Raw genomic sequence first — 19,391 nt, forward strand, 5'->3', positions numbered from 1 at the left:
ACGCCATCGCGCGGCGCAGGGTTATTTGGTCTCGGCGAGCGTATTCTTTGAAACGACATCCTGTGTCGGTGCGGGCTGAGGTTCGGGAAACCACAGGCTTGGCGTCAGGGAGTTCGTGCTGATCCCCATTGAAATTGCTGGGGTTGCGGAAAGGAAGACAAGAATGGCGATTGCAGTGGTTTTCATGGTTTCTATCCCCGTGTTGAAATATGACGGTGGAGCCATGATGACCGTGTTGAATAATGGCGGCTATGAACCGGGTCACAGTTCAATTCAAATCCTGACAAGTATCTGTTTCATGGAACGGAAAACCTGATCGGCCTTTGCCGCAGGCCTCGTGTTGATGGGGCCGTTCCGCTTGGCCGGGCACGGGTTGGTCAGCCTATCGGGGTTCGCGAGAATGATCTGGGCACCGGGTGACGAAGTGACGCCCTGTCGGTGGATCGCATTGCAAAAACTGCATGCTTGCATAGCTGATGGCTGAAACGCGCAACCGCGAAAAGGAGACGAATATGGCTGACCGCACGACGAGCATCGAGAATCTGCAAACCGCGCTGTCGATGGAACTGACGGCGGTGCATCAATACCTGCTGCATGCCCACACGCTGGAGGATTGGGGCATCGACAAGCTGGCCGCGAAGATGCGCGAGGAGATGCACGAGGAGCTGGGCCATGCCGGGGCCTTCATCGACCGGATCATGTTCTTGGGCGGTGTGCCCAAGCTGGAGGCCGCCAAGACGCCGCAGGAGGCCGAGAGCCTCAAGGCGCTCTTTGAGGCCGACAAGGGGGGAGGAAGCCGGGGCGATTGAGTTCTACACCAAGGCCGCGCGGCAGGCCTTCGAGAGCGACGATATCGGCACCCGCGCGCCGTTCGAGCGGATCGTGCAGGACGAGGAGGGGCATTGGGAATGGCTCGACCTGCAGCTTGATCTGTTGCGCAAGCTGGGCGAGCCGGCCTTCATGACCAATTACATGAGCGGCACGAGCGCCGATCAGGGCGCGGGCTGAGCGGCGGTTGGTCCGTTGTCCGGACCCAAGGTCATCCTCGGGCCTGACCCGAGGATCCCTCAATCATGAGATCCTCTGGTCAAGCCAGAGGATGACGGGGAGTAGGGGGCGAGGATGACGGGGCGCAGGGGTGAGACTGACGGCAGGTGAAGGTGGCGGGACGGCGCTTTCTTGAAAAGAAAGCGGTCCGAAATCTTTTGAAGATTTCGGATGCTGGCGGGTGTGGCCTCTCGCCAAAGTCGAAACTTGGGCGTAAGGAATGCGCATGAGTGCGCAATTTCCCCTTGGGCGGGCGCGGGAGCTGCCGGTCTGGCGACGCCCTGTCACGCTGCTGTTCCTGATGGCCGCCGCGATGCCGGTGGCCTTTGCGACATGGTCTGCGCTGCTCAATAATTTCGTGATCGAGATGGCGGCGTTCGACGGCTCGGATATCGGCTGGCTGCACACGGTGCGCGAGATCCCCGGCTTTTTCGCCGTGGGGGTGATCGCGCTCATTATCTTCATGCATGAGCAGGTGCTGGGGCTGGTGTCGCTCTTGCTGCTGGGGGTAGCCACCGCGCTCACCGCGCAGTTCCCGACATTGGGTGGTATCCTGACGATCACCATGCTCAGTTCCATCGGGTTTCACTATTACGAGACGGTCAATCAGTCGCTGCAATTGCAATGGCTGGACAAGCTGCGCGCGCCGCAGATGCTGGGCTGGCTGCTGGCGGCGGGATCGGGGGCCACTTTGGTCGCCTATGTGCTGATCGTGCTGACCTGGCAGGCGTTCGATATCAGCTATAACACCGTCTACATGATCTCGGGCGGGTTCACGGCCTGTGTCGCGGTGTTCTGTCTGCTCGCCTATCCGAAGTTCGAGGCGCCCAATCCGCAGGTCAAGAAGATGGTGCTGCGGCGGCGTTACTGGCTCTATTATGCGCTGCAGTTCATGGCGGGCGCGCGGCGGCAGATTTTCGTGGTCTTCGCGGGCTTCATGATGGTCGAAAAGTTCGGCTTTGAAGTCCACGAGGTGACGGCGCTCTTCCTGATCAACCTTGTGGTCAACATGGTGGCCGCGCCGCTGATGGGGCGGGCGGTGTTCCGCTTTGGCGAGCGCAACACGCTGGTGTTTGAATATGTCGGCCTGGCGCTGGTGTTCCTGGCCTATGGCGGGATCTACTTCTTTAGCTGGGGCGTGGTGCTGGCGGCGACGCTCTATGTGGTGGATCATGTGCTGTTCTCGCTGGCGCTCGCGCTCAAGACCTATTTCCAGAAGATCGCCGATCCCGGGGACATCGCGCCGACCGCTGCCGTGGCGTTCACCATCAACCATATCGCGGCGGTGTTCCTGCCGGCGCTTCTGGGCTATCTGTGGCTGATCTCGCCTGCGGCGGTGTTCATGGCGGCGGCGGGCATGGCCTGTGTGTCGCTGGCGCTTGCGCTGCTGATCCCGCGCCACCCGGAGCCGGGCAACGAGACCGTGTTTGCGCGGTTCATCCCCGCGCCTGCCAAATAATCCCCAAGAATTGAGGCCGACATGCCGACCTATACCGCGCTCACCACGTTATCCGACAAATCTCAGGCAGAGGCGCTGGCCGAGGCGCTGGAAGGGCTGACGCCCGAACCGACCGGCGTGGGGGCCTTCGAGATGGAGGACGGGTCGGGGCTGTGGGAGCTCGGCGCCTATTTCGAGGAGGCCCCGGACGAGGCGGGGCTGGCCCTGCTGGCGACGATCCACGAGGCAAAGCCCTTTGCGGTGTCGGAACTGCCCGAGGTGGACTGGGTCGCCAAGGTGCGGCGCGATCTGAGCCCGGTCGAGGCGGGGCGGTTCTTTGTCTATGGCAGTCACGATGCAGACCGTGTGCCCGAGGGCTGCGAGCCGCTCTTGATCGAGGCGTCGATGGCGTTTGGCACCGGGCATCATGGTACCACATTGGGGTGCCTGCGCGCGCTTGACCGCCTGGCCGATGCAGGCTTTGTCGGGCGGTCGGTGCTTGATCTGGGCTGTGGCACCGCCGTGCTGGCGATGGGGGCGGCGCGGATCTGGCCGGGGGTGATGCTGGCCTCGGATATCGACGCGGTGGCGGTCGAGGTGGCCGAGGCCAACGTGGCGGCCAACGATCTGGGCGGACGCGTGCGCTGTGTCGAGGCGACCGGGCTCGATCATCCGGAGTTGCTGGCCGCAAGTCCTTATGACCTGATCTTCGCCAATATCCTCAAGGGTCCGCTGATCGCGCTTGCCCCCGAGATCACGGCGCGGCTGCGGCCCGGCGGAAAGGTGATTCTCTCAGGCATCTTGAACGAGCAGGCCGACGAGGTGGTCGGGGTTTATGCACAGGCCGGAAACAATCTTGATCATCGCGATGAAATTGGTGACTGGACGACGCTGGTGATGTCCAGAAACTCTTGAAATTAAGTCTAAAATTGGCCCGGTTTGCCAATTCTGCCTTGTTTCCGCCATAATCGAGGCGTAGTTTTTTCTCAATTACGGTGGGGGTCGTGATTGGGGAAATGTTGCCATGACTGATGTGCACCAAGCCTTTAATTCTCGCGTCAAGGCGCTTGACCGCAAACGTGCCCGCTCCGGGTATGGATATGTCGGCAAGGTCCGCGGTGACGGCCTTATCGTTTTCAAACCCAAGCGGCGGATGCCGGGTCTTCCGATCCGCGGTCTGCTCTACATGGTTCTGGGCTTTGTCTTTTTCAAAGGTGTCGTTCTCGCCCATCTGGGCGGGGTCACCTATGAGGAGCGCGTGGCGCAATTGGCCGAGGGCAGCCTCATTCAGCAGGCGGGCGCGGCGGTGATGCAGCCCGACCCGTTGACGCGGATCATGGCGCGCTATCTGGCGCCGGTTTTGCGCTGATCCTGAACTGATCGGGTCGTCTGACGGAAAAAGCCCTGCGCAGCTGTGTCTGTGCAGGGCTTTTCTGTGTTGTCCGGGTCGTGCGACCCGCGTCGTTGCGCATCAGATGTTGCGTGCAACGACGTCGATGTCGCCACGGGTCAGGCCGATATCGTCAAGCTCGCGGTCCGAGAGTTGCGACAGGGCGTTGCGCGTGGCGCGGCGCTCGTTCCATGCGACAAGCATGGACAGGACGCGAGAGGCGAGAGAGCCGAAACCGGCGTGAGGGGCGTGGGCGCGGGTGGTGTCAAGAGCGGCCATGAGAGTGTTCCTTGAATGGGTGGTTGCGGAGGAATTCCGTTTCTGCAGTGCAGCTAGTGAGACAATCCTGTTCTCGCAAGCCGGGATTATTGCATAGTTCTTATGCATTTAATGCATGGGTCGGTTCCGCGTTTAAGTTGTTGTTTATAAGTGGTTTTGCATTTCACAGAGCCTCGGGTGATCCTGTCGGGGGCGGCAATTCTGCAACGCTTTGCCGTGGGGCTGGGCAAAATGGAAACTTGCATTCCCCTTGGTCTTTGTTCTTGTTTCGTGCTATTGCATCGAAAAACAGGCGGGCAGGGCTGAAAAAACATGCGGGTATTGGGCATAGATCCCGGGTTGCGCAACATGGGCTGGGGCGTGATCGACGTGGATGGCAGCCGTCTGAGCCATGTGGCCAATGGCATCTGCCATTCGACTGGCGTGGACCTCGGGGCGCGGCTTTTGTCGCTGCATGAGCAGCTGACCGACATTTTCCATCGTTATGATCCGACTGCGGCGGCGGTGGAGCAGACATTCGTCAACAAGGACGGGGCGGGCACGCTCAAGCTGGGGCAGGCGCGTGGCATCGCCCTGCTGGTGCCTGCGCAATACGGGCTGACGGTCGGGGAATACGCGCCCAACTCGGTCAAGAAGACGGTGGTGGGCGTGGGCCACGCCGCCAAGGAGCAGGTGGCGCATATGGTCAAGGTCCAATTGCCGGGCGTGGTGCTGGCCGGTCCGGATGCGGCGGATGCGCTGGCGATTGCGATTTGCCACGCGCATCACGCGCGTTCGGGCGACATGCTGGCACGCGCGGTGGCGAGGGCGGGCGCATGATCGGTCGGATCGCGGGACGGATCGACTACCGTGCGAGCGATCATGTGCTGATTGACGTGCGCGGGGTGGGCTATCTGGTCTATTGCTCGGACCGGACGCTGTCGTCGCTGCCCGCCGTGGGCGGCATGGCCGCGCTTTATACCGATCTGCTGGTGCGCGAGGATATCTTGCAACTCTTCGGCTTTCCGACGCTGGTGGAGAAGGAATGGCACCGGTTGCTGATGAGTGTGCAGGGGATCGGGGCCAAGGCATCGCTGGCCATTCTGGGCGCGCTCGGCCCCGACGGGGTGAGCCGCGCGATTGCAATCGGCGACTGGAACGCGGTGACGGCGGCCAAGGGGGTGGGTGCCAAGACCGCGCAGCGCGTGGTCAACGAGTTGAAGGACAAGGCGCCCACGGTGATGGCCATGGGCAGCGCGCCCCCGCCCGCGCAGGATGCGGGCGAGGTGATCGAGGCAGAGAGCGTCGCGGCCCCGGTCGCGGCCCCGGTGATGCCTGCGGGGAACGGCGCGCAGGCCGAGGCGCTGTCGGCGCTGACCAATCTGGGCTATGCCCCCGGCGAGGCGGCGGGCGCGGTGGCGCAGGCGGCGGGTGAAACCTCGGACGCCGAGACCCCCGCGCTGATCCGCGCGGCCCTGCGCCTGCTGGCACCGAAAGGCTAAGATGTGACCGATCCGGACCCGACATTGCGCGCCGAGGCATTGCCCGAGGATCAGGACCGCAGCCTGCGACCGCAGGCGCTCAAGGAATTCATCGGGCAGCGCGAGGCGCGGGCCAATCTGGCGGTGTTCATCCAATCGGCGCGGCAGCGTGGCGATGCGATGGATCACACGCTGTTTCACGGCCCCCCCGGTTTGGGCAAGACGACGCTGGCGCAGATCATGGCGCGCGAATTGGGGGTGGGGTTTCGCATGACCTCCGGCCCGGTGCTCGCGAAGGCGGGGGATCTTGCGGCGATCCTGACCAACCTTGAGCGCAATGATGTGCTCTTCATCGACGAAATTCACCGCCTCAATGCGGCGGTGGAGGAGGTGCTTTACCCGGCGATGGAGGATTTCGAGCTTGATCTGGTGATCGGCGAGGGACCGGCGGCGCGCACCGTGCGGATCGAGTTGCAGCCCTTCACGCTGGTGGGTGCGACGACGCGGCTGGGGCTGCTCACCACGCCGCTGCGCGACCGCTTCGGCATTCCCACGCGCCTGCAATTCTACGAGATCGACGAGTTGCACGAAATTGTGCGGCGCAATGCGAAATTGCTGAACATTCCCACCGACCCGGATGGCGCGCGCGAGATCGCCCGCCGCTCGCGCGGGACGCCGCGCATCGCCGGGCGTCTGTTGCGCCGGGTGGTGGATTTCGCGGTGGTTGAGGGCGGCGGCAAGATCAGCCGGGAATTGGCCGATGCCTCGCTTACCCGGCTGGGGGTGGACCATCTGGGGCTGGATGGCGCCGACCGGCGCTATCTGCGGCTGATCGCCGAGGCCTATCAGGGCGGGCCGGTCGGGATCGAAACGATCAGCGCGGCCTTGTCCGAGAGCCGGGATGCATTGGAAGAGGTGATCGAGCCGTTCTTGTTGCAGCAGGGCCTCATTCAGCGCACGCCGCGCGGGCGGATGCTGGCGCAGGGTGGCTGGACGCATCTGGGATTGCCCGCGCCGGGACCGAAAGGGCAGAACGATCTCTTCGGCAAGTGACGGTGCCCCGGTGCGGGTGTCGGATTTGAGTATTTTTGCCATAAAGAAACCGGGGTTTGCGGGATCGGAGCGGGCCTGCTAGAGGGGCGCGGGATATGGAGGACGCTGCATGAGTGACATGCTGGAGCCCGCCGAGATCGAGGCGCTGTTTACCCGCACCGACGGGACGTTTCTGTTCGCCCGCTGGGGGCGGGCCATCGTGCCCATCGTCTTTGGCGTCGATGACCGGACGCTCGGCATCGTCAAGGGCGCGATCGAGGCGGTGGTGGCGCTGGCCGATCACAAGATGGCCGAGACCGACCCGGAACTGGGTGCGAACCTGATGATCTTTTTCTTTCGCGACTGGGAAGAGCTGCGCGAGGTGCCCGATCTGGACCGGCTGGTGCCCGACCTTGGTCCGCTGGTGGATCGGCTGATCACGGCAGGGGCCAATCAGTATCGCATCTTTCGCTTTGACGAGGCGGGGGCGATCCGCGCGTCTTTCGTGTTCCTGCGGATGGACGAGGAGTTGAGCGCGGTGCCCGCCGAGACGCTGGCGCTGAGCCAGATCGTGCAGACCATCCTGTTGTGGTCGGATCGCGCCTTTACCGACCGGTCGCCGCTGGCGGCCTTACCGGGCGGCGAGTTGGTGCTGCGCCCCGAGATCGGCGCGCTGATCCGGGCGGGCTATGACCCGGTTCTGCCCGCCGTGGCACAGGACCCGAGCCACGCGCTGCGGTTGAGCGCGCGGCTGACGCGCATGTAAACCGGGCGGGCGACCCGGGATTTGGCCGCGTTTGCGCTGTGGTACGGGCCTTTGCGGGCTCTGGGTACTTGACCGAATCTGGTGAAACGGCGTTATTACCCCTCATTATCTGGGGGTGTGTTATATGAGAAACGCAATTTGTGGGGCGGTGCTGGCATTTGCCGGGCTGGGCCTTGCCGGGGCGTCGGCGGCGCAGACCTGTGGCGGGGACTATACGGTCAAGCGCGGTGACAGCCTGTCGCTGATCGCGGACAGCCAATACCGTGACGCGGGCAAGTGGACCGTTGTGCATTCCGGCAATATCGACGCGATTGGCGAGAACCCTAACAATATCCGGGTCGGCATGACGCTGCGCCTGCGCTGCATCGACGGGTTGCCCGAGGGTTTGCCCGGCGGGCAGGCGGCGGAGACCGTGGCGCCCGAGCCTGCCGCATTGGTGGTGGCCCCCGGCACCGCCGCGACGCGCCGCAAGATCAACATCCTGACGGGCAGCGATTTCTGGCCCTTCACCGACAAGGACATGCCCGAGGGCGGCGTTCTGGCGCATGTGGTGCAGGCGGCGATGGAGGCCGCCGATCCGGCGCAGGGTTTTGCGGTGCATTGGGTCGATGACTGGGCGTCGCATTTCGAGCCGCTTTTGTCGAACGCGCTGCTGGATATCGGGTTTCCGTGGTTTCGCCCCGATTGTGAGAGCGATCCCGAGACCTATCGCTGTGCCAACCTGATTTTCTCGGACTCGATGTTCGAGGTTCTGATGCTGCTTTTCGTCGACACGAGCCGCCCCATCGCCTTCAACAATGCGGGCGATTTGCAAGGCCGGGTGCTCTGCCGACCGGCGGGGTATTCGACGTATATTTTCGATCAGCACGGGCGCAACTGGCTGAAAGACGGGGTGATCACCCTCAAGACCCCCGCCTCGCCCGGCGATTGCCTGCGGTTGCTGACCGAAGGCGAGGTCGATGGCGTGGTGCTCAACGAATTCCTCGGCCGGGGCAAGATCAAGGAGATGGGGCTGGAGGACCGTGTCGTGGTGGCGCAGGGGCAGCCGATCTCGGTCGATGGCAATCACATGGTGGTTCACAGGTCGCATCCCGAGGGGCGCGCGCTGCTCGCGATCTTCGAGCAGGGGCTGGCGCAGATCAAGGCCGATGGCACCTATCAGCGCATCATCGACGAGCACATGACCCGTGTCTGGGCGGAGTTCTAGGGCGATGCGGGGTGTCGTGACGGGGATTGCCGCTGCGCTGATGCTGGCCCTGCCGGGGGCGGCGCGGGCCTTGTGTGACGTGACCTACCGGGTGCAGCCCGGCGATACGCTCTTGTCGGTCGCGGCGCAGCATTACGAGGCGTCGGATCAGTGGACGCTGATCTATTATGCCAATCAGTCGGCACTTGCCGGGCAGGTGCAGAGCCTGGTCGAGGGCGCGGAAATCTACATTCCCTGCCCGGCAGAGAACCCTGTGGCCGACGCCTCGCCGCTGGTGCAGAAGGGCGCGGAAATGACCCTGCTGACCGGCGGTGGCAAGCTGCCCTTTGCCGATCCGGACTGGCCGGGCGGGGGGCTTGCGACGGAACTTGTCAATGCGGCGCTGGAGCTGAGCCCGTCGCCGGTGCCCTATGAGGTGGTCTGGGAGGAGGACTGGTCGCGGCACCTGTTCCCGCTTCTGGAGGAAAAGCGCTATGACATGGGCTTTCCCTGGCCCAAGCCCGATTGTGCCGCCACGCCCGAGGACGCGCGTTGCGCCAGTTTCCATTTCTCAGATCCGCTGCTCGATCTGCCGATCATGCTGTTTCGGCGGGCGGAGGGTGATTTTTTCTACGAGAGCGATGCCGATATCATCGGCAAGCGGCTATGTCGGCCCAAGGGGCGGTTCACCCATGATCTGGACCGGTCGGGGCGGCGCTGGCTGGCGCAGGCTCAGATCGAGTTGGTGCAGCCGGGCACGCCGGAGGAATGCTTTGCCGCGCTGATGGCGGGGCAGGTGGATGCGGTCAGCCTTGACGTGTTCGAAGGGGCGGCCAAGATCGTGGCCATGGGTCTTCGGGGGCGGGTGGTGCCGGTCGATCAGCCGCTGTCGCGGGAGGCGCTTCACGTGGTGATTTCCAAGACCCACTGGCGCGGCACGACGCATCTCTACCGGCTGAATGCGGGGTTGGCCCGGTTGCGCGAGAGCGGGCGTTACAACGAGATCGTGCAGCGGCATCTGGCGCTGTTTTGGGAAGAGTTGCAGTAGGGGGCGGTTGTGGCCTGGAGCGGACATAGCGCCCCGCTAGAAGGTGCCGCGTGATCGCAGGGCCGGGGACTGGCGATGTGACGGGTGTGGCGGGTGCTTTATGCCAGCCAAGTCATTCTAAACTCAACACGTTGTGCGCCATTCCAAATCGCCAGGCCGCGGGACGGCCCGGCGATCGCGCGGCACCTTCGGTGCGTTTCGCGCGGGATGCGACAACGGCAGCTTCAGGCCAACCGCGACCTTCCCTGTCATCCACCCGACGTTGGTTTCAACGCCCGCGCTATCCGGCCCGCGCGCCGGAAAACCGCGCAACCGCGACACCGGCGGCTTCAAGCTCCGCGCGCAGCCCGCGCGCGATTTCGACCGCCTCAGGCGTATCGCCATGCAGGCAGATCGTGTCGATCCGGGTGGCGATATGCTTGCCACTCTCGGCGATGATCGCGCCCGCGCGGATCATCTCGAGGATTCGCGCCGAAGCCAGCGCTGCATCATGGATCACGGCACCGGGCTGTCTTCGGTCGACCAGCGTGCAATCGTCGTTATAAGCGCGATCGGCGAAAATCTCGCAGGCCATGCGCGCGCCGAGATCGCGGGCGGCCACCTCCTGCGCGGTGCCCGCAAGCACCATCACGATGATCTCCGGGTCGACCGAGAGTGCTGCGGTATAGGCGGCGCGGGCAAGCTCTGCATCCTCGGACGCCATGTTGGCGAGCGCGCCGTGCAGTTTCAGGTGGCGCACTTTGCCCCCCGCCGCGCGCGCCATCGCCTGCGCCGCGCCCAACTGATAGCGCACGAGATTGCCAAGCGTCTCATGCCCGAGGTCGATGCGGCGGCGGCCAAAGCCTTGCAAGTCAGCAAAACCGGGATGCGCGCCGATGCCCACGTCTCGCGCGACGGCGCCCGCCATGCTGCGCGCCATCACATCCGGGTCGCCCGCGTGAAAGCCGCAGGCGATATTGGCGGAACTGACCACCTCCAGCAGGGTGGCATCGTCGCCCATGGTCCAGGGGCCAAAGCTCTCGCTCATGTCGGCATTCAGATCGACGCTTGCTTGCATGGGTCAGGTCTCCTCGTCATGGCCTGCGGTGACACCGCTGATGAATTGATAGGACAGAAGGTCGCGAATGTCGTGCGGGTCGCGAACAAGGTGATCGAGTTTTGCGCGCAATCCTTTGCGCGCGGTCGCGGCGGCGCGTTCGGCGGCGATGCCGTCGTCCTCCGTGACAAAGCGAAACCGCAGCCGCGCGCCCGGCTGCGCCTGTGCCACGCGCGGCAGGTCGCAGGGCAGCACAGAGCCGATGCGCGGATAGCCGCCCGTGGTCTGGCATTCGGCCATCAGCACGAAGGGCGCGCCGTCGCCGGTGATCTGGATATCGCCCGGCACGATCACCTCGGACAGAACCGAGAGCCCGGCTGCGCTGGCAAAGCCCTCGCCATCGGGATCAAAGCGCACACCCATCCGGTTGCCGCGCGCGGCGCGGGTGAACTGAGTGGCCTCGAAGCGGGCGCGTTCCTCATCTGGGAAAAACCCGGTCTGAAAGCCAGGCACGACACGCACTGCGCCACCCTCGAACCGGTCATCCATGGGCAGGCAGAGGCCGGTCTCGCCCCCGGTTCGGTCCTCGCCCAAAGGCAGTTCATCGCCCGCCACGATCAGCGCGCCAAGCCCTGCCGCCAGATGCGCCGAGCGCGCGCCGAGGCGTTCCGTCGTGGCGATGCCACCGCCCAGATGCAGGTAGCCATAGACACCGCGCGTCGCCGCCCCGATGCTGAGGCGGCTGCCCGCGTGCAGCAGATGCGAGGCGTTCCACGCGAGCGGCGCGCCGTCCACGCTTGCCCGCATCGGTGCGCCGGTGAGGGCGATGCGGGTGTCATGGCTGACCTCGAACGTGCCACCCATGCCCGCCATTTCCAGCGCCGCCAGCCCTTCGGACTGATGCAGGAGCGCCGCGCCCTCAGCCATCGCAAGCCGATCCGCCGCGCCGCCGCGCGAGAGGCCATAGGCGAGGTATCCGGGACGCCCCAGATCCTGCACGCTGACGCCGGGGCCTGCGTCATGCACGATCAGGCGGGTCATCGGATCACCTCGGATTGGGCACCGCCGTCGGGGCCATCCTCGCGCAGGCGCTCATAGGTCTCGCGGTCGGTCGCCTCAAAGATCACCTCGTCGCCCGGGCGCAGGACAAAGGGCGTGTCCGCATCGGGGCGAAACAGGCGAAAGGCGGTCTGCCCGATATGCCGCCAGCCGGTGGGCGTGGTGACCGAAAAGAGCACCAACTGCCGGATCGCCACGGTCAGCGCGCCAATGGGCACCCGGTCGGTCAGCGCGGTCTGGCGCGGGATGTCCCACGCCTCCGGCAATTCGCCCAGATAGGGCTGACCGGGGGCGAAGCCGATGGTCTGCACGCGGACGCGGCTGCTGGCGATTTGCCGAGCCGCCGCCGCTTCGGTCAGCCCCGCCGCCTCTGCCGCCTCGGCCAGTTGCGGGGCCAGATCGGTGCCGTAGACAGTCGGAATGCGCCAGAGCCTGCGCCCTTCGGGCAGGTCGGCGGCGTACCAGTCGCAGCTGTCGAGCAGCGTCTGAATCTCCGCCCGAAGATCCTCTGCCTCGATCCGAAATGCATCGAAACGCAGGAAGGTCGAGACCAGAGAGGTGGTGCTTTCCTCGACGCCTTCGGGCGTGGCCCGCTCCACCGCCGCGCGAAAGGCGAGGGCGGCACGGTTGGCAGGCTCGCTCAACGTCTCGCCGAAGGAGACGACCAGACCATCCAGCCCCACCCGCCCGATACGGGGAAAGGGCGCATCGGCGCGCATGTCTTGATCCGTCTCGCTCACGGGGCGGTTCCTCGGCTTTGTGCGTGACCAAATGTCTATTGGACAGCTTGCGGCAGGAAAAGGGCGATCTGCGGGAAGGCGATAAGCAACCCGGCCATGACCAGCATGGTCGCGGCATAGGGCGCGGCCCCCAGCATCACCTCGGACATCCGCCCGCCCTGCCGCGCGCCCTGCACCACATAGAGGTTGAGGCCCACCGGCGGGGTAATCAGCGCCATCTCGATCAGCACGATCATCAGGATGCCGAACCAGATCGGATCATAGCCCTGCGCCACCACCAGCGGCACCACGATGGGAATGGTGACGACCATCAGCGACAGCGTCTCGATGAAGAAGCCGAGCACGATATAGATGCCGACCACGACCATGATCGTGCCGAGCGGCGACAGGCCAAGGCCGCCGAGGAGCGTTTCAAGTTCACGGCCAAGCCCGGCAGAGGCCAGCGTGAAATTGAGGAACGACGCGCCGATCACCACCAGCATGATCATCGCGGTGATCTTGACGGTGCCAAGCAGGCTCTGGCGCAGGACGTCGAAATTCACGGTGCCAAAGAGCGCGGCGATCACGAAGGCCCCGAAAACGCCCACCGAGGCGGCCTCGGTCGGGGTCGCCCAACCCTTGTAGATCGAGCCGATGATGACGGTGAAGAGCAGGATGATCGGGATCAGTTGCAGCAGGGCACGCAGCATCTGCACCAGCGGAAACACCCGCCGCTCGCCGCCCAGATCGGGGCGGATAATGCAGATGATGACGGTGACGACCATGAAGGCGAGCGCGAGGCCGATGCCGGGCACGAGGCCCGCAAGGAACAGCTTGGGGATCGAGCTTTGGGTGAGAAAACCGTAGACGATCAGGTTGATCGAAGGCGGGATCATGATGCCGAGCGTGCCGCCCGCCGCGATCGCGCCCGAGAAGAGCTTGGGGTCGTAGCCCAGCTTTTCCGCCTGCGGCATGGCGACGGTGGCGACGGTTGCGGCGGTGGCCACGGAACTGCCCGAGGTGGCTGAGAACATCGTCGCAGTCGCGACATTGGCGTGGACGAGGCCCCCCGGCAGCCAACTGACCCACCGATCAAGCGCGGCATAGGTGCGGGTGGCGATGCCGGACCGCACGAGGATTTCGCCTAGAAGGACGAAAAACGGAATCGCAATGAGCGTGGGGTTGTTGGAGGTGGACCAGACAAGGTTGCCAAGGCCCCGGATCAGGGGAAAGGGGCTGAAGAAAAGATCGAGCCCGAAGCCCAAAAGAAAGAGCACGATACCGACGGGGATCGAGAGGCCCAGCAGAAACAGCAGGCCGAAGGTTGCATAGGCAATCATTCCGTGGCCTCCGCTTCGCCAAGGGCACCGATGGCCTGATCGGCCGCATCAAAGTCGCGCCGCAGCACCAGCACCGCCGCCGCAGTGAGCGTCAGCCACGATACCAGCGCGAACCACACCCAACCCGCGAACCACGGGATCTGCACCAGTGCCAGCGGGGTTTCCAGCGGCGTGTTGGCGCGGGACGCATTATTGAGGGAACGCTCTACCACCGGCCAGGACCACCACGCCACGAGCGTCACCGTGCCCGCCAGCGTGGCGAGCGCGAAGAGATCGAAGAGCGACCGCGTCACCGCCCCGCCGCGCGAGCGGATGAGATCGATGCGCACATGGCCCAGTTCCATCAGCGCATAGCCCATGCCCCAGGATGTGGCGATGGCCATGACATAGCCGCTGATCTCATCGGTGCCGCCGAACGAGGCCTCGACCTGCCGCAGCAGGATATCGCTGAGCACGAACGCGGCACAGGCCAGCAGGAAAAGGCCGACGGCCATCGCCACCCCCCTGTTGATCCTGCGCAGCCCGTCGAGCAGCGCCACGGCGGTGGAGGCCCCTCGCGTCATGCTCAGTTCACCCCGTCGATGGTGACGCCGACGGTGGCGCCCACGGTTTCGTTCCAGCGCTTGGCCCAGTCGTCGCCCGCGCGTTCGGCCCAGTCGGGCAGCACGGTATTGACCAGAACTTCGCGGGCGCGCTCGAAATCGGCCTCCGAGACCTCGACCAGCGTCATGTCGCGCGCGTCGCCCGAGGGACACTCGCCATTGCCGGTGAGGCAGGCGATATCGTTGACCAGCGCGTCCTGCGCGGTGGCCCAGGCGGGGTCTTCGAACTCGGTCTTGATCTGTGTCTCAATGAGCGATTGCGTGTCCTCGTCGAGGCTGTTCCAGCGGTCGAGGTTCATCGCCGTCACGACGCTGTCCCAGCCGCCAAGCGGGATCGGCAGCAGGTGGGTGGAGACCTCCCACCAGCCCGCCGAATAGCCCGAACCGGCCCCGGTGACGGCGCAATCCACCACGCCGTTTTGCAGCGCGCCGGGCACTTCGCCAAAGCTCACGTTGATGCCCTCGGCGCCCAAGGCCTCCAGAAACTGCGCGGTCATGCGGCCCGAGGCGCGCACCTTGAGCCCTTCGAGATCAGAGAGTTCCGTGACCGGCGCGTTGCAGAACACCACCTGCGGCGGATAGGGCGCGATGGCCAGAACATGGCTGTTGAACCGGTCGTTGAAGATATCCTGCACCATCGGACGCGCGGCATCGACCATCGCGCGGGCCTCATCGGCCGTGAGCGCCACGAGCGGCACGTCGAGGCCTTCGAGTTCCGGCGCGTCTGCGACAGCGTAATCGGCCACGGTCATGCCCACGTCATAGACCCCGTCACCGAGCAGGCGGTAGACGTCGCCAACCCCGAGATTCATCTGATTATGGGTGGTGAGCGAGACGTTGATTTCGCCGTCCGAGGCGGCGGGCAAAGTCTCGGTCCAGAACGGGGCCTCGTATTGCTTGTGCAACGGCAGGCTCGACCAGCTGCCTACTACAGAGAGATCCTCTGCAGAGGCGGGTGCGGCGAGCGCGGTGGTTGTGGCGAGAAGGGCGGTGAGGGTTTTCATGGTCGTCTCCTTGTTGGTTTCTTGGTTATTCTGCCGGTGTCAGAACCGGGGTTTCGCAGTCCTCGGGGATATCTGTGATCAGCATATGCCCGGGTTTGTGGGTGATACAGAGCGGCGGGGCTGCGGCCTCGATCGCAACCTGCGGGGTGACGCCACAGGCCCAGAAAACAGGCACCTGCCCCTCGGCCAGCGGCATCGGATCGCCCCAGTCGGGGCGGGTGATGTCGGTGATTCCGATCTCGTCGGGCGCGCCGTGATGGATCGGTGCGCCGTGCGCCAGCGGGTAGCGGCGGGAAATCCGTTCGGCCTCGGTCAGGCGCGACGGATCGACCGCGCGCATGCTGACGACCATGCGCGAGCGGAACGCCCCGGCGGGCGCGCAGTCGATATTGGTGCGGAACATCGGCACGGTGGTGTCATTCTCGACATGCCAGAGCGGGATGCCGGCCTGCATCAGCGCATGCTCGAAGGTGAACGAACAGCCAAGTGCGAAGGCCACCATGTCATCCGTCCACAAATCGCGGATATCGGGGGCAGAGCCCTCAAGCCGCCCGTGGCGGTAGATGTTGTAGGCAGGCACGTCGCTGCGAATGTCGATGTCGCGGCCAAGGGTGTGCATCATCGGATCGCCGGTATCCGAGACCCCCACCAGCGGGCAGGGTTTCGGATTGCGCTGGCAAAACCGCATGAAGTCGAGCGCCTGCGCCTCGGGGAGGATCACGATATTCGCCTGAAGATGGCCGCGCCCCAGCCCGGCGGTATGGCCCGCGTAGCGCCCGGCGCGAATTTCGGCGCGCACGCTGGGCAGGTCGGCATCTCTCAGACGGTCGAATTCGGTGGTCACGGGTGGCCTCTCGATTGGTTGACCCCAGCGTGACCGGGACGCACTATAAAATCAAATCGAATAAATTTGTCGCATGATATAGAAATTACTTATCACCCAGATTGGCGCGATACTCCTGCGCCACCTCCCGCGCGGCGCGCGCCGCGAATTCGACCACGTGACTGCGCGGCTCGGCCACCCATGACGCGGTAAAGCGCAGCGGCGGCGGCACCCAGCCGGGATCGAACTGCCGGATACGCCCCGCCGCCACGTATTCCGCCCCGAGCGCGCGCGGCAGGGCGGCGATGCCAAGATCGGCCTCGACCAGCCGGAAACAGGCCGAGAGCGAGGACGACGGAAAGATCGACACGTCAGGCCCCACATGCTCGAACAGCAATTCGCGCAATTCGCGGTAAGGCCGGGTGTTGCGCGAATAGGTCAGCACCGGGCGGTTGAGATAGGTGGCCGGGTCCTCTTCAATCGGGGCCTCAGCCGCGACATACCATGCCAGATCGAACCCCGGCAGGTCGATATTGTCGACCGTATATTCCGAGATCGGACCCAGCAGGATCGCAAGGTCGATCTCGCGCCCGAGCAGACGTTCGCGCAGGTCGAGCGAGATATCGACGTTGAACTCGATCTGCAGCTTGGGAAACTTGCGGTGCAGCCGGGCGATGAGATCGGGCAGCCAGCATTGCGCGATGGTCTCGGAGACGCCGATGCGCAGATGCCGCTCCAGCCCCTTGGGGTCGATCACATCCTTCTCGATCATCTCCTGCAACCGCTCGAACTTCTCGGCGTAAAGCAGCAGCCGCTCGCCGCGCCTGGTCAGCGTCATGCCGCCCGCGTCCCGGTCAAAGAGCGTGCCTTGCAGCGTGTCCTCGAGATTGCGGATACGGGCAGTCACGGCGGGTTGGGTGAGGTTCAGGCTGACCGCTGCCTTGCGCACGCCGCCGGTGCGGACGACCGCGAGAAAGGTGCGCAGATGGGCGAGGTTGAGGTGAGCCATACCCGAGCCTAGCGCAACACCGCGCATAGGGCCATCGCCGCCTCATGCGCGGCTGTGCAACTCGTAGCCCGGCGGGGCAAGGGCGGTGACGGTGGTGATCGGGTCAGCCCCGTTCCAGGTGCTGCGCGCGATGCCAAAGAGGGCGTCACCTTCCTCGGCCTGCAACAGAGCAGCCTCATCGGCACTGGCCTTCATCGCGAAAAACCGCAGGTCACAGCGGCTGTAAGGCCGGTGTTGCAGCAGCCATTCATTGGCGTTCTCGCGACTGAGATCGACATCGAGGATCTCGGGCACGGTCTCGACGCAGATCCAGCGATCCTCGAAAAGATAGGGACGCTGATTGGCAAGATGCAGGGCGCGGACATGCAGCATCCGGGCGGGTGCATGCAGTTCGAGGGCGGCGGCAACGGCGCGCGGGGCATCGGCCTCCTCGCGCGAGACAAGCTGATAGCCATAGCGCGCGCCGGTTGCCTCGACCTCCAGCCGGGCGACGGGGATGTGAAAGGTCGCGCGGGTGGCGGGCAGGCGCAGCACATGCGTGCCGCCCTTCCGCTTGCGCTCGATCAGACCCTCGTCGGCCAGTGCGCGCATGGCGCGTTGCACCGTGGCGCGGGCACAGCCGAGATCGAGCGCGATATCCTCGTCGCGTGGCAGGCGGGTGCCGGGCGGGTAGGTCGCGTCAAGGATACGCCCCTGTATGGTGTCATAGACATCCCGCCAGGTCAGCCGCTCCGCTATCGTCATGTCTCGTCCCGCAATTGCGCCATGGTGGCCCTGAACCGCCTGCATATCGCGTCGCGGTCGCGATGGCGACCGTGCTGCACCACATGGCGGCCCGCGCTCCAGACATCGGTGATGCAGTGCGCGCCGTGGCCGCCGAAGATCAGCGTATCGAGCGCCACGTCACCCGCGCGGTCGCAGAGCCATTCGTTGTCGGTGGACATCCCCACCAGATCGGCGAGGTATCCGGGGGCGAGCGCGCCGCTTGCCCGCCCCGCGGCCTGCGCGCCCCCGGCAAGCGTCTCGTCGATCAGGCGGCGACCGGTGGAGTGCGCCTGTGTCGCCAGAACCGCGCGGCCATGGTCGCGCAGGCGTTGCGAGTATTCCAGGGTCCTGAGCTCGTCGAAATACGCGATGTGGATATTGGAATCCGACCCCGCGCCGATGCGGCCCTCTGCGCCGAGATAGGTGACCCCGTTGAAAATCCCGTCGCCAAGGCTCGATTCGGTGATCGGGCAGAGACCGGCCACCGCATCAGTGGCGGCGAGCGCGCGGGTCTCGTCCTTGGTCATCTGCGTGCAATGGATCAGGCACCAGCGCGGATCGACCGCGTGGTGATCAAGCAGCCATTCGACCGGCCGCGCGCCCAGATGCGCCTCGACCTCCGCCAACTCGGCCTGTTGCTCGGCCAGATGCATGTGGACGGGGCCCTCGGGGCAGAGCGCAAGCGCGGCCTCCAACCCCGCCGCATCCACCGCACGCAGCGAATGCGGCGCCGTGCCGATCAGGTCGTCGGCATGGCCGTGATCGGCCAGCACTTGCGCGGCCCCGGCATGCAGGCGGGCGAACCGCTCGGGGTCGTTACCGAACCGCAATTGACCACCCATGAGCGGACGCGCGTCGCAGCCGCCCCATTGATAGAGCACCGGCAAGAGCGTGAGGCCGATGCCCGCCTGCTGCGCGGCGGCCACGATGCGCGCGCTGAGTTCTGCGATATCGTCATAGCCCTTCCCTTGTGCGGCGTGATGCAGGTAGTGAAACTCAGCCACCGCACCATATCCGGCCTCCAGCATTTCCATGAAGACCATCGCCGCAATGGCCTCGATCTGGTCTGGTTCAAGCCGGTCGAGAAAGCAGTACATCTGCCGCCGCCATGTCCAGAAACTGTCCGCCGGGTCCGGCCCGCGTGCCTCGGTCAACCCGGCCATGGCGCGCTGAAAGCTGTGGCTGTGCAGGTTCACCGGGGCCGGGATCACCATGTCGAGATGGGCGTCCGCGCGGGTGATCATGGGCCTCAGCGATTCGATCCGGCCATCCGCGCCGATGGTGATCTGCACATCGCGGGCCCAGCCTTGGGGGGTAAGTGCCTGACTGGCGGTGATGATTTGCATGGCGCGGCTCCGTTGACATATTATGTGCATACGTATTAACGT

General features: G+C 65.0%; 23 protein-coding genes. 12 read left to right on the forward strand and 11 right to left on the reverse strand.

Features of this window, described 5'->3' with window-relative positions; translation table 11 throughout:
* Positions 1-115: 115 nt before the first annotated feature.
* The 6 genes from PVU19_RS05125 to PVU19_RS05150 all read left to right on the forward strand — a co-directional run bounded on the left by PVU19_RS05125 (position 116) and on the right by PVU19_RS05150 (position 3,854).
* A complete protein-coding gene (locus tag PVU19_RS05125; protein ID WP_152911714.1) occupies positions 116-316 on the forward strand; it encodes a hypothetical protein in 201 nt (66 codons plus the stop codon).
* Positions 317-512: 196 nt separating this feature from the next.
* On the forward strand, positions 513-809 hold the full coding sequence (locus PVU19_RS05130) for a ferritin-like domain-containing protein (protein ID WP_235575906.1): 297 nt from the start codon (positions 513-515) through the stop codon (positions 807-809).
* The gene (locus PVU19_RS05135; RefSeq protein WP_235575905.1) at positions 772-1,008 is read left to right on the forward strand and encodes a ferritin family protein; all 237 of its coding nucleotides are present in this window, start codon (positions 772-774) and stop codon (positions 1,006-1,008) included. Before PVU19_RS05130 ends, PVU19_RS05135 begins: the two co-directional genes overlap by 38 nt.
* Positions 1,009-1,273: 265 nt before the next feature.
* The gene (locus PVU19_RS05140; RefSeq protein ID WP_050664338.1) at positions 1,274-2,506 is read left to right on the forward strand and encodes an MFS transporter; all 1,233 of its coding nucleotides are present in this window, start codon (positions 1,274-1,276) and stop codon (positions 2,504-2,506) included.
* A 21-nt stretch (positions 2,507-2,527) separates the two neighbouring features.
* Positions 2,528-3,400, forward strand: coding sequence for a 50S ribosomal protein L11 methyltransferase (locus PVU19_RS05145; RefSeq protein ID WP_050664335.1), 873 nt, complete (start codon positions 2,528-2,530; stop codon positions 3,398-3,400).
* Positions 3,401-3,509: 109 nt separating this feature from the next.
* Complete coding sequence (locus PVU19_RS05150; protein ID WP_050664334.1) at positions 3,510-3,854, forward strand: hypothetical protein; 345 nt, start codon at positions 3,510-3,512, stop codon at positions 3,852-3,854.
* 102 nt (positions 3,855-3,956) lie between these two features.
* Here PVU19_RS05150 and PVU19_RS05155 read toward each other — a convergent pair whose 3' ends face one another.
* Positions 3,957-4,154, reverse strand: a complete 198-nt coding sequence (locus PVU19_RS05155) for a DUF1127 domain-containing protein (protein ID WP_050664333.1) — start codon at positions 4,152-4,154, stop codon at positions 3,957-3,959.
* 312 nt (positions 4,155-4,466) lie between these two features.
* On the opposite strand from PVU19_RS05155, the gene ruvC reads away from it, so the two are divergent.
* From ruvC to PVU19_RS05185, 6 genes are all read left to right on the forward strand, one after another.
* Positions 4,467-4,973, forward strand: coding sequence for a crossover junction endodeoxyribonuclease RuvC (ruvC, locus tag PVU19_RS05160; RefSeq protein ID WP_050664332.1), 507 nt, complete (start codon positions 4,467-4,469; stop codon positions 4,971-4,973).
* Positions 4,970-5,635 (forward strand): Holliday junction branch migration protein RuvA, encoded by a 666-nt coding sequence (gene ruvA / locus PVU19_RS05165; RefSeq protein ID WP_050664331.1) that lies wholly within the window; start codon positions 4,970-4,972, stop codon positions 5,633-5,635. Before ruvC ends, ruvA begins: the two co-directional genes overlap by 4 nt.
* Positions 5,636-5,638: 3 nt before the next feature.
* Positions 5,639-6,667 (forward strand): Holliday junction branch migration DNA helicase RuvB, encoded by a 1,029-nt coding sequence (gene ruvB, locus PVU19_RS05170; RefSeq protein WP_050664330.1) that lies wholly within the window; start codon positions 5,639-5,641, stop codon positions 6,665-6,667.
* A 109-nt stretch (positions 6,668-6,776) separates the two neighbouring features.
* Positions 6,777-7,412, forward strand: coding sequence for a hypothetical protein (locus PVU19_RS05175; RefSeq protein ID WP_420833253.1), 636 nt, complete (start codon positions 6,777-6,779; stop codon positions 7,410-7,412).
* Positions 7,413-7,536: 124 nt separating this feature from the next.
* Complete coding sequence (locus PVU19_RS05180) at positions 7,537-8,619, forward strand: transporter substrate-binding domain-containing protein (protein ID WP_050664329.1); 1,083 nt, start codon at positions 7,537-7,539, stop codon at positions 8,617-8,619.
* A gap of 4 nt (positions 8,620-8,623) precedes the next feature.
* Positions 8,624-9,646, forward strand: a complete 1,023-nt coding sequence (locus PVU19_RS05185) for a transporter substrate-binding domain-containing protein (RefSeq protein ID WP_050664328.1) — start codon at positions 8,624-8,626, stop codon at positions 9,644-9,646.
* A 280-nt stretch (positions 9,647-9,926) separates the two neighbouring features.
* Here the strand turns inward: PVU19_RS05185 and PVU19_RS05190 are convergent, their stop codons facing one another.
* The 10 genes from PVU19_RS05190 to PVU19_RS05235 form a co-directional block, all read right to left on the reverse strand.
* Entirely contained in the window at positions 9,927-10,703 is a 777-nt protein-coding gene (locus PVU19_RS05190; protein ID WP_050663847.1) for a LamB/YcsF family protein, read from the reverse strand.
* Between the two features lie 3 nt (positions 10,704-10,706).
* Entirely contained in the window at positions 10,707-11,723 is a 1,017-nt protein-coding gene (locus PVU19_RS05195) for a 5-oxoprolinase subunit C family protein (RefSeq protein WP_050663848.1), read from the reverse strand.
* Positions 11,720-12,460 carry a 5-oxoprolinase subunit B family protein gene (locus PVU19_RS05200; RefSeq protein WP_050663868.1) on the reverse strand — a complete coding sequence of 247 codons (741 nt, stop codon included), beginning with the start codon at positions 12,458-12,460 and terminating at the stop codon, positions 11,720-11,722. The genes PVU19_RS05195 and PVU19_RS05200 overlap by 4 nt, the downstream gene beginning before the upstream one ends.
* A 56-nt stretch (positions 12,461-12,516) precedes the next feature.
* Positions 12,517-13,800 carry a TRAP transporter large permease gene (locus tag PVU19_RS05205; RefSeq protein ID WP_050663849.1) on the reverse strand — a complete coding sequence of 428 codons (1,284 nt, stop codon included), beginning with the start codon at positions 13,798-13,800 and terminating at the stop codon, positions 12,517-12,519.
* Complete coding sequence (locus tag PVU19_RS05210) at positions 13,797-14,363, reverse strand: TRAP transporter small permease subunit (protein ID WP_050663850.1); 567 nt, start codon at positions 14,361-14,363, stop codon at positions 13,797-13,799. Before PVU19_RS05210 ends, PVU19_RS05205 begins: the two co-directional genes overlap by 4 nt.
* Before the next feature lie 2 nt (positions 14,364-14,365).
* Positions 14,366-15,406 (reverse strand): TRAP transporter substrate-binding protein, encoded by a 1,041-nt coding sequence (locus PVU19_RS05215; protein WP_050663851.1) that lies wholly within the window; start codon positions 15,404-15,406, stop codon positions 14,366-14,368.
* A gap of 25 nt (positions 15,407-15,431) precedes the next feature.
* On the reverse strand, positions 15,432-16,250 hold the full coding sequence (locus PVU19_RS05220; protein WP_050663852.1) for a putative hydro-lyase: 819 nt from the start codon (positions 16,248-16,250) through the stop codon (positions 15,432-15,434).
* Positions 16,251-16,335: 85 nt separating this feature from the next.
* Positions 16,336-17,238, reverse strand: coding sequence for a LysR family transcriptional regulator (locus PVU19_RS05225; protein ID WP_050663853.1), 903 nt, complete (start codon positions 17,236-17,238; stop codon positions 16,336-16,338).
* 42 nt (positions 17,239-17,280) lie between these two features.
* The gene (locus PVU19_RS05230; RefSeq protein ID WP_050663854.1) at positions 17,281-17,982 is read right to left on the reverse strand and encodes a GntR family transcriptional regulator; all 702 of its coding nucleotides are present in this window, start codon (positions 17,980-17,982) and stop codon (positions 17,281-17,283) included.
* Positions 17,979-19,349, reverse strand: coding sequence for a formimidoylglutamate deiminase (locus PVU19_RS05235; protein ID WP_050663855.1), 1,371 nt, complete (start codon positions 19,347-19,349; stop codon positions 17,979-17,981). The genes PVU19_RS05230 and PVU19_RS05235 overlap by 4 nt, the downstream gene beginning before the upstream one ends.
* Positions 19,350-19,391 lie beyond the last annotated feature (42 nt).

Source organism: Roseovarius tolerans, assembly GCF_028885395.1.
Lineage (GTDB): Bacteria > Pseudomonadota > Alphaproteobacteria > Rhodobacterales > Rhodobacteraceae > Roseovarius > Roseovarius tolerans.

Excerpts from the sequence above, each read along its gene's own strand:
- PVU19_RS05130 (WP_235575906.1), top strand. The coding sequence starts at position 513 with ATGGCTGACCGCACGACGAGCATCGAGAATCTGCAAACCGCGCTGTCG.
- PVU19_RS05185 (WP_050664328.1), top strand. The coding sequence starts at position 8,624 with ATGCGGGGTGTCGTGACGGGGATTGCCGCTGCGCTGATGCTGGCCCTG.
- PVU19_RS05235 (WP_050663855.1), bottom strand. The coding sequence starts at position 19,349 with ATGCAAATCATCACCGCCAGTCAGGCACTTACCCCCCAAGGCTGGGCC.
- PVU19_RS05140 (WP_050664338.1), top strand. The coding sequence starts at position 1,274 with ATGAGTGCGCAATTTCCCCTTGGGCGGGCGCGGGAGCTGCCGGTCTGG.
- PVU19_RS05210 (WP_050663850.1), bottom strand. The coding sequence starts at position 14,363 with ATGACGCGAGGGGCCTCCACCGCCGTGGCGCTGCTCGACGGGCTGCGC.
- PVU19_RS05215 (WP_050663851.1), bottom strand. The coding sequence starts at position 15,406 with ATGAAAACCCTCACCGCCCTTCTCGCCACAACCACCGCGCTCGCCGCA.
- ruvC (WP_050664332.1), top strand. The coding sequence starts at position 4,467 with ATGCGGGTATTGGGCATAGATCCCGGGTTGCGCAACATGGGCTGGGGC.
- ruvA (WP_050664331.1), top strand. The coding sequence starts at position 4,970 with ATGATCGGTCGGATCGCGGGACGGATCGACTACCGTGCGAGCGATCAT.
- PVU19_RS05175 (WP_420833253.1), top strand. The coding sequence starts at position 6,777 with ATGAGTGACATGCTGGAGCCCGCCGAGATCGAGGCGCTGTTTACCCGC.
- PVU19_RS05225 (WP_050663853.1), bottom strand. The coding sequence starts at position 17,238 with ATGGCTCACCTCAACCTCGCCCATCTGCGCACCTTTCTCGCGGTCGTC.
- PVU19_RS05150 (WP_050664334.1), top strand. The coding sequence starts at position 3,510 with ATGACTGATGTGCACCAAGCCTTTAATTCTCGCGTCAAGGCGCTTGAC.
- PVU19_RS05195 (WP_050663848.1), bottom strand. The coding sequence starts at position 11,723 with ATGACCCGCCTGATCGTGCATGACGCAGGCCCCGGCGTCAGCGTGCAG.
- PVU19_RS05205 (WP_050663849.1), bottom strand. The coding sequence starts at position 13,800 with ATGATTGCCTATGCAACCTTCGGCCTGCTGTTTCTGCTGGGCCTCTCG.
- PVU19_RS05145 (WP_050664335.1), top strand. The coding sequence starts at position 2,528 with ATGCCGACCTATACCGCGCTCACCACGTTATCCGACAAATCTCAGGCA.
- PVU19_RS05200 (WP_050663868.1), bottom strand. The coding sequence starts at position 12,460 with ATGCGCGCCGATGCGCCCTTTCCCCGTATCGGGCGGGTGGGGCTGGAT.
- PVU19_RS05180 (WP_050664329.1), top strand. The coding sequence starts at position 7,537 with ATGAGAAACGCAATTTGTGGGGCGGTGCTGGCATTTGCCGGGCTGGGC.
- PVU19_RS05190 (WP_050663847.1), bottom strand. The coding sequence starts at position 10,703 with ATGCAAGCAAGCGTCGATCTGAATGCCGACATGAGCGAGAGCTTTGGC.
- PVU19_RS05155 (WP_050664333.1), bottom strand. The coding sequence starts at position 4,154 with ATGGCCGCTCTTGACACCACCCGCGCCCACGCCCCTCACGCCGGTTTC.
- PVU19_RS05230 (WP_050663854.1), bottom strand. The coding sequence starts at position 17,982 with ATGACGATAGCGGAGCGGCTGACCTGGCGGGATGTCTATGACACCATA.